This window comes from Aliidiomarina minuta (genome assembly GCF_003987145.1).
GTDB classification, from domain to species: Bacteria; Pseudomonadota; Gammaproteobacteria; order Enterobacterales; family Alteromonadaceae; genus Aliidiomarina; species Aliidiomarina minuta.
In genome coordinates this window covers 1,607,114-1,623,131 of the sequence record NZ_PIPL01000001.1, presented here as the reverse complement: position 1 = coordinate 1,623,131, position 16,018 = coordinate 1,607,114, and the positions used below count along the sequence as shown (strand labels likewise).

General features: G+C 44.6%; 12 protein-coding genes. 9 read left to right on the top strand and 3 right to left on the bottom strand.

The window, feature by feature from the left end; translation table 11 throughout:
• The first annotated feature begins 11 nt into the window (after positions 1-11).
• The 3 genes from aceF to CWE09_RS07785 all read left to right on the top strand — a co-directional run bounded on the left by aceF (position 12) and on the right by CWE09_RS07785 (position 3,968).
• A complete protein-coding gene (gene aceF, locus CWE09_RS07795) occupies positions 12-1,748 on the top strand; it encodes a dihydrolipoyllysine-residue acetyltransferase (RefSeq protein WP_126803409.1) in 1,737 nt (578 codons plus the stop codon).
• A 171-nt stretch (positions 1,749-1,919) separates the two neighbouring features.
• On the top strand, positions 1,920-3,350 hold the full coding sequence (lpdA, locus tag CWE09_RS07790; protein WP_126803408.1) for a dihydrolipoyl dehydrogenase: 1,431 nt from the start codon (positions 1,920-1,922) through the stop codon (positions 3,348-3,350).
• Between the two features lie 447 nt (positions 3,351-3,797).
• Positions 3,798-3,968: a DUF4177 domain-containing protein gene (locus CWE09_RS07785; RefSeq protein WP_126803407.1), complete on the top strand. Its 171-nt coding sequence runs from the start codon at positions 3,798-3,800 to the stop codon at positions 3,966-3,968.
• 211 nt (positions 3,969-4,179) lie between these two features.
• On the opposite strand, the gene CWE09_RS07780 is transcribed toward CWE09_RS07785, so the two are convergent.
• Complete coding sequence (locus CWE09_RS07780) at positions 4,180-4,758, bottom strand: TlpA family protein disulfide reductase (RefSeq protein ID WP_126803406.1); 579 nt, start codon at positions 4,756-4,758, stop codon at positions 4,180-4,182.
• A 574-nt stretch (positions 4,759-5,332) separates the two neighbouring features.
• Between CWE09_RS07780 and drt3a the strand changes: the two genes are divergently transcribed.
• The 6 genes from drt3a to CWE09_RS07750 all read left to right on the top strand — a co-directional run bounded on the left by drt3a (position 5,333) and on the right by CWE09_RS07750 (position 13,098).
• Positions 5,333-6,514, top strand: coding sequence for an antiviral reverse transcriptase Drt3a (gene drt3a / locus CWE09_RS07775; RefSeq protein WP_126803405.1), 1,182 nt, complete (start codon positions 5,333-5,335; stop codon positions 6,512-6,514).
• Positions 6,507-8,447 (top strand): antiviral reverse transcriptase Drt3b, encoded by a 1,941-nt coding sequence (drt3b, locus tag CWE09_RS07770; protein ID WP_126803404.1) that lies wholly within the window; start codon positions 6,507-6,509, stop codon positions 8,445-8,447. The genes drt3a and drt3b overlap by 8 nt, the downstream gene beginning before the upstream one ends.
• A gap of 290 nt (positions 8,448-8,737) precedes the next feature.
• Positions 8,738-9,325: an SLATT domain-containing protein gene (locus CWE09_RS07765; RefSeq protein ID WP_126803403.1), complete on the top strand. Its 588-nt coding sequence runs from the start codon at positions 8,738-8,740 to the stop codon at positions 9,323-9,325.
• A 183-nt stretch (positions 9,326-9,508) separates the two neighbouring features.
• Complete coding sequence (locus CWE09_RS07760; RefSeq protein ID WP_126803402.1) at positions 9,509-10,528, top strand: hypothetical protein; 1,020 nt, start codon at positions 9,509-9,511, stop codon at positions 10,526-10,528.
• 103 nt (positions 10,529-10,631) lie between these two features.
• Positions 10,632-11,495 carry a bacteriophage abortive infection AbiH family protein gene (locus CWE09_RS07755; RefSeq protein WP_126803401.1) on the top strand — a complete coding sequence of 288 codons (864 nt, stop codon included), beginning with the start codon at positions 10,632-10,634 and terminating at the stop codon, positions 11,493-11,495.
• 280 nt (positions 11,496-11,775) lie between these two features.
• Positions 11,776-13,098 (top strand): anti-phage deoxyguanosine triphosphatase, encoded by a 1,323-nt coding sequence (locus CWE09_RS07750; RefSeq protein WP_126803400.1) that lies wholly within the window; start codon positions 11,776-11,778, stop codon positions 13,096-13,098.
• Positions 13,099-13,164: 66 nt separating this feature from the next.
• Here CWE09_RS07750 and CWE09_RS07745 read toward each other — a convergent pair whose 3' ends face one another.
• Both CWE09_RS07745 and CWE09_RS07740 read right to left on the bottom strand, forming a co-directional pair.
• A complete protein-coding gene (locus CWE09_RS07745; RefSeq protein ID WP_126803399.1) occupies positions 13,165-14,529 on the bottom strand; it encodes a sensor histidine kinase in 1,365 nt (454 codons plus the stop codon).
• Positions 14,526-15,926 carry a sigma-54-dependent transcriptional regulator gene (locus CWE09_RS07740; RefSeq protein ID WP_126803398.1) on the bottom strand — a complete coding sequence of 467 codons (1,401 nt, stop codon included), beginning with the start codon at positions 15,924-15,926 and terminating at the stop codon, positions 14,526-14,528. Before CWE09_RS07740 ends, CWE09_RS07745 begins: the two co-directional genes overlap by 4 nt.
• Positions 15,927-16,018: the final 92 nt, after the last annotated feature.

Here is a 16,018-nt window from a genome sequence, read left to right as displayed (position 1 = left end):
CGGAGGCTGACATGGCAGATGCAAAAGAAGTAAAAGTCCCCGACGTAGGTGGGGAAGAAGTCGAAGTAATTGAAGTGCTGGTCAGCAAAGGCGACAGCATTGAAGCTGAAGACGCGCTGATTACCGTAGAAACCGACAAGGCGTCTATGGACATCCCGGCACCTTTTGGCGGCACTATCGAAGACATCAAAATCAAAGTCGGCGACACCGTGAAAGAAGGTGATTTGCTGGCAATGGTTGCGGCCTCGGATGAAGACTCAGGTGACAGCGACGACTCCAAAGAAGACGAGTCTGAGAAAGAAGAAGCCAAAGAAGAAACAGAAGAAGAGCCGAAAAAAGAAGAGTCCCAAAAAGAAGAGAAGAAAGCTAAGAAGTCTTCTGGTGGCTCTAAAGTGATAGACGTTGAAGTACCTGATATCGGTGAAGATGGCGAAGTTGAAGTCATTGAAGTACTGGTTAAAGAAGGCGATGAAATCAGTGCAGAAGATGGCCTGATTACGCTGGAAACCGACAAGGCCACGATGGACGTGCCTTGCCCGGAATCAGGTACAGTCAAAGAAGTGCTGGTCAAAGAAGGCGATAAAATAAAGCAGGGCTCGCTAGTTATTAAACTGGAAGTAGCCGGCGACGCTGAAGAAGACGAAGCGGACAGCGACGAAGACGAGAGTCAGGATTCCAGCGCCGACAAGTCAGCCGACAGCAGTGCTGAAACCAGCAGTAAAAAAGGCGATAGCAGCGAAGAAAAGCAAGAAGCTACTCACAGCTCGCGTTCACGCAAGCCACCAGTACCAGATCACCCGTTAGGGCGTAAAGGTCAGGGCGAAGGCGTACCTCATGCGTCGCCTGCCGTGCGCCGTGTAGCCCGTGAGTTTGGTGTTGATCTGACTCAGGTCAAAGGCAGCGGACCTAAAGATCGTATCCTGAAAGACGACGTGCAGCAGTACGTGAAGTACGAGCTATCGCGTCCTAAGGCGTCTGCCGCACCAGGCCGTGGCGAAGGTGGCCTGCAGGTCATTGCACAGCCTAAAGTGGATTTCAGCAAGTTTGGTGAAGTTGAAACCGTAGCCATGAGCCGCATTCAGAAGATCTCTGGCCCCAACCTGCATCGTAACTGGGTAACCATTCCTCATGTGACGCAGTTTGACGAAGCCGATATCACTGAGCTGGAGCGCTTCCGTAAAGCGGAGAACGAGCATCAGGCGAAAATCAAAAGTGGCCTGAAAATCACCCCGCTGGTGTTTATCATGAAAGCCGTTGCCAAAGCTTTGCGTGAATATCCGGTGTTTAACTCGTCGCTGCACGAAGACGGCGAACACCTGATCATGAAAAAGTATGTGCATCTGGGCATCGCCGTAGACACCCCGGGCGGACTGGTAGTACCGGTTATCCGTGATGTCGACAAAAAAGGCATTAAAGAGCTGTCTGACGAGCTGATGGAAATGAGCGCTAAGGCAAGAGACGGCAAACTTAAGTCGACCGATATGCAGGGCGGTTGTTTCTCAATCTCCAGCTTAGGTGGCATTGGCGGTACCGCCTTTACGCCGATAGTGAATGCGCCGGACGTGGCTATTTTAGGGGTTTCAAAAAGCGAAATGAAACCGCACTGGAATGGCAGCGAGTTTGAACCTCGTCTGAAATTACCGTTAAGTCTGTCCTACGACCATAGGGTAATTGACGGCGCTGTCGCCGCTCGCTTTACTGTGTACCTCAGTCAGGCACTGTCTGATATACGTAAATTACTGCTCTAAGCAGATAAAACTCGGCGTCTTGCAGCCTTTTTCCGCTCAAAGGGGCAAGACGCTGAGCGAATTTCTCGGTACAATTCGCTCTAATGTTCGCGCGGGTTGTACCAAACTGGTACAAAAATCAGACTAACACGCTTCCGAAAACGAAAGAAGCGGTTAATTATAGGGGTCATCATGAGTAACGAGATTAAAACTCAGGTTGTAGTGCTAGGTGCAGGACCTGGTGGATATTCAGCAGCGTTCCGTGCAGCCGATTTAGGGCTGGACGTGGTTATGATCGAACGCTACAGCACTTTAGGCGGTGTTTGCCTGAACGTAGGTTGCATTCCTTCAAAAGCACTGTTGCATCTTGCCAAGCACATCGAAGATTCAAAACACATGGGCGACCATGGTGTGACTTTCGGTGAACCAAAAATTGACCTGGACAAAATCCGCGCGCACAAAGAAAAAGTAGTAGGTCAGCTGACTGGCGGCCTCGACCAGATGGCGAAAATGCGTAAAGTCAAAGTAGTCACTGGTAAAGGTGAATTCACTGGCGCTAACGAAATTAAAGTTAGCGGCGACGAAGAAACCACCATCAAGTTTGAACACGCCATTATCGCTGCCGGCTCACAGCCAGTAGAACTGCCGTTCATCCCACATGATGACGAGCGCGTATGGGACTCCACCAGCGCCCTGGAACTGCCATTCATTCCGAAGAAAATGCTGCTGTTAGGCGGTGGTATCATCGGTCTGGAAATGGGCATGGTATACAGCGCCTTAGGTGCTAAGCTGGACGTGGTTGAATTCATGGACCAGTTAATTCCTGCCGCTGATAAAGACCTGGCTAAAGTCTTCACCAAAGAGATCAAGCCGAAGTTTGACAACATCATGCTGGAAACCAAGGTTACTAAAGTAGAAGCCAAAAAAGACGGCATTCACGTGACCTTCGAAGGCAAGAACGCGCCAGACAAGCCAGTTAAATACGACGCCGTATTAGTCGCTGTTGGCCGTACACCAAACGGTAACAAAATCGGTGCTGACAAAGCCGGCGTGGAAGTGGATGACAAAGGTTTCATCAAAACTGACAACCAGCTACGTACCAGCGCTGACAACATTTTTGCTATCGGTGACATCATTGGTCAGCCAATGCTGGCGCACAAAGCGACTCACGAAGGCCATGTGGCTGCCGAGAACATCGCAGGCAAGAAACACTTCTTTGAGCCTAAGGTCATTCCTTCAATCGCCTACACCGACCCAGAAGTTTGCTGGGCTGGCGTAACCGAGAAAGAAGCCAAAGAGCAGGGCATCAAATATGAAGCTGTGACTTTCCCATGGTCTGCCTCAGGTCGTGCTATCGCGTCTGACTCAACCAGTGGTTTCACCAAGCTGATTTTCGACAAAGAAAACGACCGCTTGATCGGTGGCGCTGTAGTCGGCTCACACGGTGGCGAACTGATGGGCGAAATCTGCCTGGCCATTGAAATGGGCAGCGACGCAGAAGACATAGCCTTGACCGTACACGCTCACCCAACGCTACATGAATCAGTAGGCCTGGCCGCTGAAATGTACGAAGGATCCATCACCGACCTGCCCAACAAAAAGGCAGTCAAAAAGAAGAAATAACGTAGGGCAGGTTCCACCTGCCACCACGAATCTTCGATAAACAAAAACCCAACCAAAAGGTTGGGTTTTTTTGTGGGTTCAGGAACGCAAAATCACCGGCATTTCACCGTAGGGCAGGCTCAGCCTGCCGTGGAAGCTATCCACCTCCACCGCGCCTCGTAGGGCAGGTTGAGCCTGCCGCGAACCCTGAAACCACCGCCAGCTCCCGGTGGCAGGAGATTTGGCCTTGCCAGGACGCCGTGAATACATCCTTGTAGGCTCGGCTCGCCCATCCCTGGGCTCGACGCCTGGCAACACCAAAACCTCCCACCACCTCACGCCTTCAGGCTGAATTTCTCGTAGGGCAGGCTCAGCCTGCCGCGAAACAATCCCCAAAACTTGCAATAAAAAAACGAACCTTATAATGTCTTCAAATAAAAACAACAACGATCAATAAAAGGGATATTTATGGAATATAAAATCGTCGCCGTTTCTGATGGCTGGACCACATCAAGCTTCTCAAAAGAAGCCACCAAAGTAGCAAACGAACTCGCCGCCGACGGATGGAAGCTCACCAAAATGACCCACGGCTGGCTTGGATTACTCTCCCCAAAGCTGTTCCTGGTGTTTGAACGGTAATAACCCTTTCACACCACACATGCATCATATTGGCGGTAGGGCAGGCTCAGCCTGCCGTGGAAGCTATCCGCCTCCAACACGCCCCGTAGGGCAGGCTCCGCCTGCCGTGGAAGCTCTCCGCCTCCACCACGCCCCGTAGGGCAGGCTCAGCCTGCCATGGTAGCCTTCCGATTCCTCGATATACAAAGCAAATATCAAACCTACCGCAAACCTACTCCCCACCCCGAATCAACCCAAGCCCCTCATCAAGTGTTTCCTGGTCAACCTCACCATAAAACCGCTTCTGCAGCCTGGCATCCGCATCAAAAAACAACGTCGTAGGCATCGCATGAGCACCAACAGCTGAGGCAAACCCACCACTGGCATCCAGCAATACCGTATCCAGTTTCAGACTATGCTGCGTAAGAAACTCCGTCACCAAATCAGGATGCTCGCGCTGATTAATAAACACAAAGCGCACGTCCGGATGGTCGTTCTCAGCCTCTTCCAGCATCGGCATCTCACGCACGCAGGGCGGACACCAGCTCGCCCATAAATTAACCACCATAGGGCGGCCGTCGAAGTACTCTGCTAGCTCCCCGGTATTCTGTTGCATGTCCACCAGCTCAGCACGAGGCAATTGAGTCCCCTGCTGCATCACAAAGGTAAATACACCCCCAGACAAAGCAAGCCCTACCATTGCCGTATAAACCGCAGGCAGCGCAGCAGATTTACCCTGCTGGCGACGCACAATATAAACCAGAGCTGCAATAAAAAGGCAGGTCAGGGCGATAATCAAAACAAACAACATAGATAGATCTCTTCGGTATCAGGCCAACCACCATTCTATCCCATTTGTCCCCTCAGGCTAACCGTCATTCGTCGAGGCTGGTTGCAATAGCCGACCGAACCTTATAGTCTCTTTACGAGTTTTTAACAAATAAAATACATAAGCTTTAACGGATTAGAGCGCACAGCCTCATCAACTCTCTTCCATTTCAGCACCCGAATGAATCAGGCCCGTGTAAATGGGTGCGGTAGCGTGGGCGGCTAGCCGCTTACAATTGAGTAGTAAAGTCATAACTAGTCCGCTCAAATGTTGCTGAAGATAACTTGTATGCGTGATGTAGATAAAGAGACAGATTGTAGAGAGTATTAGGTACCCAGTCAGTTAGTGTTTATGCATAGTGTTGCCTCTACCTTAAGGTACGTATTACACGATAAGGTATTAAGCAATTGTGTGATAAAGGAACTCGTTCGCAAAAGGACATGTATAGCAAATAGGTGGAAGACTTTATGAGTTTAAGCTGCTTGAAAGAGAAGAAAAACATAAAGCTATCACTAAAAATGACATGCCAGAAAATTTTATATCATAGGCGGAATAAATGCTTAAACAAGTTTTTGATAGAGAACAACTCTCTAAAGCACTCACACCAAATGATATTTGGCAATGGAATTTATTGCCTGATTACGGTGATGTTGAAACAGCAATAGCTCATACTGTTCAGTACTGGAAGTCACATGATTTCGTCTTATCATTATTAGAGGAAAAGAAAATAAAAGGTAAGGCAGTCTTCATACCATCAACTATGGAAGATTTTTTTTCAATCAAGCTACTAGATAGATTTATTAGAAGGATTTATAAGGTCCGTCAGTCAGATCGTAATAGAATAATCAGACAAATAAACACGTTGTTAAAGGACTCTGGCGATTACCATGTTCTTCGACTAGATATAAAAAACTGCTATGAAACCATTCCATTTCAGAGTCTCATCAATAAATTTGAAAGCGAGCTTATTCTTGCTCCTGAATGTATCAAGATGCTAAATGCTATTTCTGCGGATCTATTAGGCAATCACAACATGCTAGGCTTACCTAGAGGGCTGTCGATAAGCCCTACACTTGCGGAGTTGTACTTAGAGGAGTTAGATAAAAATATAATGTCTAACCCTAACGTAATATATAGCGCCAGGTATGTTGATGACATCATTGTTTTGACTCCAGCAGGGAAGCAAGAGAAAGTACAAAGTGATATTGTAAGCGCTATGACTGAATTAGGATTGAGCCTTAACGACAATACTGAAAAGTACTATAGTGGCCCCTCAAAGTCTGCAATGTTTAATTACTTGGGTTATTTGATTAAGGTGGAAAGTAAGAAAGACAAACCAAATAAAGTAGACTTACATATATCTCGATCTAAATTAGACAAATTGAAGTCACGGATAATGATGGTATTTCTTGATCATAAGAAACAAAGAAACATTCTTCTCTTGAAAAGAAGAATTGAATATCTTTGTATGCTAAAAAGTGTAAGGAAAAGTAAGAACGGGGATTTATTGGCAGGTCTAGCAAATAACTATAGATATGTTACGGATGAGTTTGATTGCCTGAAAACCGTTGATGGCTTTCTATGTCAGCAATTATCTGATCCAAGATTTTCGCTTACTCAAAACGAGCAGGCGCAAGTTAAGAGAATATCGATATATGGTAATACAAGAAAAAGAAATGTGGGTAAGTTTAGTAAGAATCAGACGCTTCAAATAATGAGGGTTTGGAAAAATGCCTGATCTAATTAAGGTGGACACAAATGATAAACTAAGAACATTGCTAACCGATGTGTTGCCCTATGAACTGCCCTTATGGTTCAGTAATTTCTCAATGTATAAGAGGTTTAATACTCGCGCGCATTTGAATGTTTATAAATCAATTTCTGGATTGGACTTTAAAAATGATGCTGGAGTGTACATTCCGTTAGACTACTTAATATCTCGAGGTGGTAATAAATCTCGGCGCGCTATATCAATTATGCACCCGGTCGCTCAGTTGAAAGTTTGTGACTTTTACTTTGAATATGATGATTTAATCGAATACTATTGCACAAAATCCAAGTATTCATTGAGGCACCCCTATAGAAAGTCGACCAAGTTTTACGGTAAGGTTCGAAAAGGGTCAAAAATAGTTGAAGGCGTTGAAGGTGTGGATGAGGAGCGAATAGTTTCAAGTTCTTACTTCAAATATAGAAAGTATCCTTTTTTGTATCGGTTCTTTGAATCCTATGAGTATCATAAGCTTGAAAAGAAATTTCATAGTATGCTTCAAGTCGATGTTTCTAAATGCTTCCCTAGCATATATACACATTCAATTGGTTGGGCTGTAAAAAGTAAAAGGTTAGCTAAGAGCAAACCAAGAGCGCGTGGTAATTTTGATGGAGAGTTCGACAATTTAATGCAGCTTACCAATTACCGTGAGACTAATGGGATTATTATAGGACCCGAAGTAAGCAGAATTTTTGCAGAGATAATTCTTCAGAAAATTGATTTAAATTTAGTAGATAGAATGAAGCCAAGTTATCAGGTTTCGAAAGACTATGATTTCAGACGCTATGTCGATGATTATTTCGTTTTTTTTCGATCTGAAAACGTAAAAAGAGCTTTCACAAAAGCTCTGGAATCCTCTCTTCTAGAATATAAGATGTATCTAAATGAGGCTAAAACAACGATAGTTTCAAGGCCTTTTGCCACTGAAATATCTTTGGCTAAACATTCCTTAAGTCATTATGTTGGTGAATATTTTGACTTGCGCTACCAAGAAAAAGGAACAGACGCTGAGTCGATTTTAAAATTAAAGGGCTCTAGCTACAAGGCAAATAAAACTATAGCTGAAATCAAAATGGCTTTGGCGGGCCATAAGGTAGAGTATAGTTCAATTTCTAACTATTTATTTAGCGCAATTACAAAGCGAATGATTGTGTATTTGTCAAAGGTAGAAAAGCTAGAGGTAAAAGAAGAGTTTCACTTGAACTGGCTATTGGTTGATCTGGACGTATTGTTTTTTGTTCATGCAATGGATATTCGAATAAGGCCAACCGACCGGCTGGCTCGTTCAATTCATAAGTTGCTCGGAATAACGTCGAGTTGGCCTTTAGGTCAACAGAAAATAATACACAAGAAGATTTTCGATCATGTTAAACAAGCAATTAATATATTTATTGAACATGTGGATGATATGGCTGGGCTAGAAACCTTAAACTTGCTAATTATATTAACTATGTTACCATCAAATTACCAGCTACCGGAAGTTAAGCTGAAGAGTTACTTTGGTAAATTAAAAGATCATTCAGAAACGAATGACTTCTATTTTCGTTGGGTTACGTTTATGCTTTATATTGAAGGTAAGCCTGGTTATCATCAATTAAGAAATGATCTTATTGATTCCGCGAGTAGTTACTTGCGGAATAGTAATGACATGTTTATAGATGCTGAATATTTTATGTTCTATTTTGACTATATGTCTTGTCCCTATATAGATAAATCTATTAGAAAAAACATGATAGAGGAAGTTAAAGCTATCACTTCCGATAACAAAAAAAATCCGGTACAGTTCAATGTGAATACGCAAAGTAAGGTTGTACTTAACAAGGATTTTATAGTTAGCTGGAGGGATCCAGAGTACTTAAAAAGTAGTCTAGAGAAGAAAGAATATATTTTTGCTTATAACTAGTTTATGTCGTCTGTCTCCGTAGGTTTCTGCATTCACTTCGGTGTTTGTACGGGCTTTGGGAAACCTTAGCCACACACACGATGGGGGACAGGCGGCTCCCATTTATTATAAGTTAACGCAGGCATTGATATCTACTGAGATAAGTTTGATCGTCTGCGTAAGCTTTGCAGCACATTCTATTGTCCAAATCCTTAAAAGAAGTAGGCAAAATGGTTGCTAATAAGTAAAGCGGCTCGGGGGCTCGGCTCAGACCTGATTTTACTTGTGGAGTCAATCTCCTAAGGATAAGCATGCAAAAGGATAATCATTTAGAAGAACTGTACGATCGAGTTCAGAAAACGGCCTCTAGTCGGTTTTTTGCACATGATCGATTAAAGAAACATCACGCTGCGTCGCTTTGGACTATAGCTTTTTTCTCTATCGGTCTGATCGTTATTCCTCTAGTACAGACTTTCGGCCTGGATGTTCGATTTTCTGATAACTATATAAGTTTTATTCAAGTTCTTCTGGCGATTGTTATTCTCGTTATCTCAATAATGCTTAATATGAGTAACTTTGCCGTGCGCGCAGACCGAATACATAAGTGTGGAATGGTTCTCAATGCGCTGGCTAGGAAAATTCATGGAAGAATAGAGACGGTTTGTAGTGGAGAAGAATTTGAAGCGCTTGTTCATGAATACAACAATATTCTACAAGCCTATGAGAATCACTCAAGGGTCGATTATCTTTTCACGAAACGTCACATGACGAATTACTATAGCGTACGTTGGTATCAGTCCATTTATTACGATTTTATTTATTGGATCCAATTTTCTACGTATGCGATTTTAATTACATTGGTAGTTGCGTGGATCTATATGTTGATAAAGATAAATTAATGATTACTTTAACTAGAACGCTTACTTCACAGCACTACAATAATTTCAGATATTAAATGAAACATAGGGTTTTAGATGACGGTGTTGAAAAGGCTATTTTTGAGGTTTTCATTTGAATTGTATCATTTTCAAGCTTTCTTTTTTTTACTCGTAAACCACGCGAACTAGTCAAATGGCTATAATATGACTGACGAACAAACTCGCTTTCTCCATCTCCTTGATGAGCTGAAAAACGCAAATCAATTAATAACGGATGGATTTGGGGCTCTTCAGGAAATTAATACCAGTAACGATTTCTATCACTTGCCGCATCAGCTAATGGCGAGCGGCCTGGAGCGGCTATTAAAGTGCTATATTTCTGTGGTTTATCAGGGACGCACAGGATCATTTCCAGACATGAAGTTCATGAAAAGTCTAGGGCATAACCTGGAAGACTTAACCGCTGAGATTTGGCAAAATTACTATAGTGGCCGCAATCGACCATTCGTTGAAAGAGAGTTCAATGCTCTCACCTCAGATCAACATCTGAATGACGCTATCAGAGTACTTTCGCTCTTCGGAAGGTTTGGGCGATACTACAATCTAGATGTTGTGGCCGGAAGTCCGCACAATCCTGTTGATCCAAAGACCGAGTGGGAGGCGCTAGAATCACGGATCGAATCAAGTGACCTCTATTTCTTTGATATGGAACGGCTTCATCATGAATACTACCCTCGTGTTCATTCTTTGCTCGTAGGGCGATTGGAAAGATTTGTACGTGCGATCGCTTCACAATTTACCTTAGGTCGTCACCCTGACCCCAATAAATTCATCAGTCAAGCATCGGTAACGTTTTCAAATTTTCGAAATCTTAAAGATAAAAGACTCGGCCAAAATGATTATAGGCGTTCTGTAAAAATTCTCCAAAGCAAAAAAGACAATTGGATTAAGCGTACCGAAGAGCAAATCTTGAATAGCGGTAATCCTATTCGTATCGTGGAGCGCAAGAATTTCACTGGCGATTGGCCATTTCGGGCTGACAGAGTAATTCTCGAATGCGTAGATTTAACCTTTTTGATCGTCAATATAAATGGGTACGCATATTCTCTGAACGGTTCGGCAGTCAGTCGCTTCAAGTTCCCTTCGGCCCACGACGCTGGGATGGCTATTCTTGGCAAATCTATTGGACCGTTCTCGGAGATGGCTCGCGAATTGCGGTCTTAAAAAATCAGGATAGGAAATTCATCAAATTAGCTCCCTGTAATCGCTGGATAGTTACGGGTTCGCATCGATTATAAAGCTTTATGTTTAAAGGTAGCTGAATAGGATGACGAAGCTTTACATTATAGGAAACGGATTTGACCTATGGCATAAACTTCCAACTGGTTACGATCGATTCTATGTCTTTGCTAAAGACATGCTTGATGAGCTTGAATGGTTCTTCTCGTTTGATATTGTTAATAAAGGGCCGTGGTGTAATTTTGAAAACTCCCTCGGTCGCTTTGAGTGGTCCCAGTTTTATCAAGCACATAACCATATAGACATAGCATCAGATAGTTTTAAGCCGAGTTTAGTGTATGGCTTGGAAGATGATCTTACTGAGCAATCTGATCATCTTGTGGAGGGGGTTAGAGAGGCTTTTCTAAATTGGATTTCAGAAATTGATGTCTCAGTTGCAAGCCCGGAAGTGGTTTTCCCTAAGGACTCTATTTTCATTACTTTTAATTATACGTCTACTCTTCAAACTATCTATGGAATAAGTGATGAAAGGATATTTCATATCCACGGGAGAGCGGAAATATCCGAAGAACTGATTTTTGGACACGGCGAAACCATGGAAGAGGAACCTGAACTAGATGAGTGGGGCGAAAGTAACCGAACGATGTTTTCTGATGCTGAAGGAGCAGCAAAATATCCATTTTACGCGCTTAAAAAGCCAGGTAATGAGCTGCTAGAGAAAAATCAAGAGCGATTTGAGTCTCTAGCAAACATTAGTGAAATTGTTGTGCTTGGCCACTCGTTAAATGATATTGATTTGCCTTATTTCAGTAAGGTAGCTGAGTTTGCATCAAACGCTAGGTGGTTAGTATGCTATTACAAAGAGGAGGAAGAAGGTTTCCTCGTTGAACAGCTACTAAGGTGCGGGATTCAACGAGAGAGTATTCGAACGTCCCCTTGTGCAAATCTATAAAGCGAAAATTTGAATTGAAATAGATAAACAGAGACGTGAACCGAATCGAAATTATTAACTTGTATGTATTAAATCCGTTATTGTGCACAGTGTAATTAAATTCAGGAATTAACATGGCATAGAGCTTAGAATCTCAATTTAGGATTCACTAAAAATTGTCGATATTCAAGCTTAGTCCAAGCTATGCAATCAATTAGGGTCAAGAAATAATGAATAGCATTTTTCACTTGATCTAATGTCTTATTTTATACTTAAAAACAATATAAAAGGGTACGTCATTATGGAGCAGTGGGTAGAGCGGCAAGATTCACGTAAAATAAACTCGGATACAGATCATGATTATTTTTATAGAATAGATCAGAGCAGAGTTATTAACTCTCTTGCGTTTCGTAGGCTCCAATCTAAGACGCAAGTTCATGGAGTAAATGAAAGCGACTTTTTTAGAACAAGACTGACTCATTCTATGGAAGTAGCTCAAATTGGCAACTCCATTACCCATCGCCTAAAGTTTCTTGCTAGTAGGAGAGTCGATGATTGTTTGCAATGGATTCCCTCAACCTCTCTAATTGAAACAGTATGTTTAGCTCATGATCTAGGCCATCCTGCATTTGGTCACAATGGGGAGCGAACATTAAATTACTTTTTGCATAAGGATGGAGGGTTTGAAGGAAATGGACAGACTTTCAGGATACTTAGTAAGTTAGGTGAATATTCAAATAGCTATGGATATAATCTAACTAGAAGAACTCTATTGGGAGTTATTAAATATCCTGCAATTCATAGCCAACTCGAACGTCAGTATCCAAGTTCAGAGGCTCACTTGATTGATGATATTAGTAACTGGTCTCCTCCTAAGTGTATCCATGATACAGAGAAAGACACTCTGGATTGGGTACTGGATCCATTTAGTAGTAAAGATAAGGATTTATTCACTACTCCTATTGAGGTCAAGGGTAAATTAAAAACAAAATATAAATCTTTTGATACTAGTATCATGGAGTGTGCGGATGATATTGCCTATGGAATTCATGACCTTGAAGACGCGTTGGTCATGGGGTTATTACATAGAGAAGATGTATGCCAAAAACTCTGTAAGGAACTTGAAGCGCTGTCTTTATTTGTTAGTAGAAATTGGAATAAACCAGATAGAGACTATCTGTCTAAAAAACTTAAATCAGGCAGGCTGGAGGATACTAAAGCGGCAATTAGTTCAATAATCCATGTTCTTATTCTTGGTACCCGGATAGATAAAATCGAGGAATTCGAGGACCCGTTGCTGCATTTTCAATGTACGATGGATTCAGAGCGTTCCGAGATTCTTGATACATTTAAAGCATTTGTTTTCAAGGAAGTGATATCTCAGCCCTATGTTCAGACGCTTGAGTTTAAGGGCCAGAAAATTATAATTGATTTATTTTCAGCCTTAAAGTCAAAACCTTACTCTTTGCTGCCTCCAATCGTGCAGGAAAAAATAACAGATGAATTAAGTGTTGATCGTGTGATTGCTGATTACATATCATCAATGACAGATACAGAGGCATGTAAATTGTATCAGAGATTGTTCACGCCGGAACAGGGATCGATTTTTGCTCCTCTGGCTTAGATAACATATCTCATACCAATCAGTAAATGTTGGAAGGAGAAGCATCTTTCCAACATTTAGAATACCTCACCCAAACACCACCCGAAACCGCGCTCCAATTTCTTCCGATTGACTCCCTCCCTGACTGCACAGTACTAAGTCTCCGCCTTGTGAGAGCATGAGAGAGCGGGCGAGAGGCAGGCCTATGCCGCTGCCTTGTGTCTTGGTGGTGAAGAAGGGCACGAAGATGCTGGCGGCGGTGTGGTCGTGGATGCCGGGGCCGTTGTCGGTGATGTCCAGGTAGCTGTGTTCTCCGCTTTGTGTCGCCGTAATTGTTATGTGTCCTTTGCTTTGTTCTGAAGTGGCTTCAACGGCGTTGGTGAGCAGGTTAATCAGTACCTGTTCGAATAGGGCCGGGTCTATGGTGACGTCCAGTGTTTCGGGGATATCTATACTTAGTTTTACGCCTTCTGTTTTATCTGCCATCAGTCGCAGCACTTCGTTTACGGACTCTGCAAGTTTTGTTGTTGTGAGCCGCGCGTTGACGGTTTGGCTGAGTGCTTTAAATGAATTCATAAACTCGGTCAGATGCTGGCCGCGACGTGCCACGGTAGTAAGCGCTTCCTGCAGATCTTGTAATTGCTCTGCATTTTCAGGGCTGGCGGGCTCTAGCCGGTCAGCAAAACCCTGTGCGCTTTGAGTGAGCGAGACCATGGGGGTGATGGAGTTGGCCACTTCGTGGGTCAGTACTTTGACCAGTTGCTGATAGGCTTTCACTTCCTGGGCCACCATTTGTTTTTCGATGCTTTGCAGGGTGAGCAGGGTGCGTGGTTGTCCGCCGATAAAACCCTGTATCTTGGAATACAAAAAAGTTTCTTTGCGGTTGGGGTAGTGCCATATAAGTTCGCCCCGGGCGTTGCTTTTGCCGTTATGTAATAACTCATGCAGGCGGTTCAGGTTATCGCGGTAGCTGAGCCCGGCGTGATGACTGCGCCCGGATGTGAAAGCCCGCCAGGCGTGAATAAAATCAAGGCTCACCAGGCGCTCGGCCGCCGGGTTGGAATTGACGATATGCCCTTCATGATCAAACTCAACAACCCCTATATCCAGTTGCGCGACCAAAGCTTTTAAATAGTTCGCCTGCACTTCCGCGGCCGTGCGGTTCTGGCTGATAGCCTGTTGCACTTCCTCTAATAGCGCTTGCATGTCCGGGGCATTCGCGAGTTTCACATCGGAGTCCTGGTTAATCAGTGATTTGAGTGCTGCACTGATCTGGTTTTGCTGCAGTTGGAATTGCCGCCACACCATATGCAATGCTGTCAGTACAATAAGTGCCAGTAGCAGCATAACGGCAGGACCTGGCATTTTGTGTGCATTGATGACACTGACCACCAGGATGACGATCGCCAGGGTAAATACGCCCAGCCACACAGCGAATGCTGAGTTTTTCATAAGCCGTATTTCTCCATGCGCCGGTACATAGCGCCGCGGGTGAGCCCCAGCGCTTTGGCGGCATGGCTGACGTTGCCCCGATAAAACTGCAATGCCTGCTGAATGGTTTTGCGCTCCACGTACTCCAGCAAAAACTCATCCTCGCCTGCGCCGTTATTGTGCATGGAAGCATCTTGTATTGCTGTCCCTTGTGTTGTTGTCCCAGGCATTGCCGCCTCCTGCATTGCAGCTGAAGAGCCACGGGCGAGCTGCGAGAAGTCGAGGGTGTCGCTGTCGGCAAGCACGACTGCACGCTCTACGCTATGCGCCAGTTCACGCACATTGCCGGGCCAATTGTAGGTACGCAGCCATTTGCGATCAGAGGCTGTGATGCTGAGCTCACCCCGTCCGTAGTGCGCGGCATACTGCTGACAATAATAATCGAGCAGTAAGTCAATGTCCTCGCCGCGCTCGCGAAGCGGGGGCAGGTGGATTTCTACGGTATTGATGCGATAAAAAAGATCCTGTCGGAATTTGCCATCCAGCACCTGTTGCTGCAGGTTTTCATTGGTGGCGCAGATAAGACGGATATCCACAGCTTTGGCTTCCAGAGCCCCCACCGCAGTGACCTCTCGGTTTTGCAAAACGGTGAGCAACTTGCCTTGCTGAACCAGCGGTAAATTCCCCAGCTCGTCAAGAAATAAAGTGCCCTGATGCGCATGCACAATGCGCCCGTCGCTGTCACGCATGGCGCCGGTGAAAGCCCCTTTGCGATAGCCAAAAAGTTCGCTCTCAAAGAGGTTGTCGGGCAGAGTGCCCATGTCGACGGCAACAAAGGCCTGTTGGCTGCGTTGCGACATCCGATGGATGGATTTTGCAACCACCTCTTTACCCGTACCGCTCTCTCCCAGAATCAAGACATTGGCGTCGCTGCTGGCGACTTTCTCCATCAAACGCTGCACCGCCTGCATGGGTTCGCTCTGGCCAATCAGAGTGGGCGCTTCAGGGCTTTTTATTGCCGGGTTTGCTTTGTTTGCGGTGTGCTTGTTGTCACTGACATAAGCCACGGCGTCAATCAGTTGCTGGTTGTCCCAGGGTTTGGCGATGAAGTCTCTGGCACCCAGGTGCATGGCGCGCACGGCCAGGTTCACATCGGCGTAGGCGGTCATCATGACAACGGGGAGCTGCGGATACGCGGCAATGATTTGCTTTAAGTAAAAAATACCTTCCTCACCGCTACTGGCATCGCGGGTAAAATTCATATCCAGCAGTACCAAATCAACCTTATTGACCTTAAGCACGCCCATTAACTCCGTTGGGTTGGCAAGGGTCAACACATCAGCAACGTGGGGCTTCAGACACAGCCGACACGCGGTAAGAATATCCTGATTATCATCAACTACTAGAACACGAGGCATGCAGGCCCTTCGTTATGAGGCAATTTATAAAGGGTTATCTAAGCGGAAATTTGGCAGCGGGTCAAAGAAAGCTTTGCGAGTGTCCATGAATG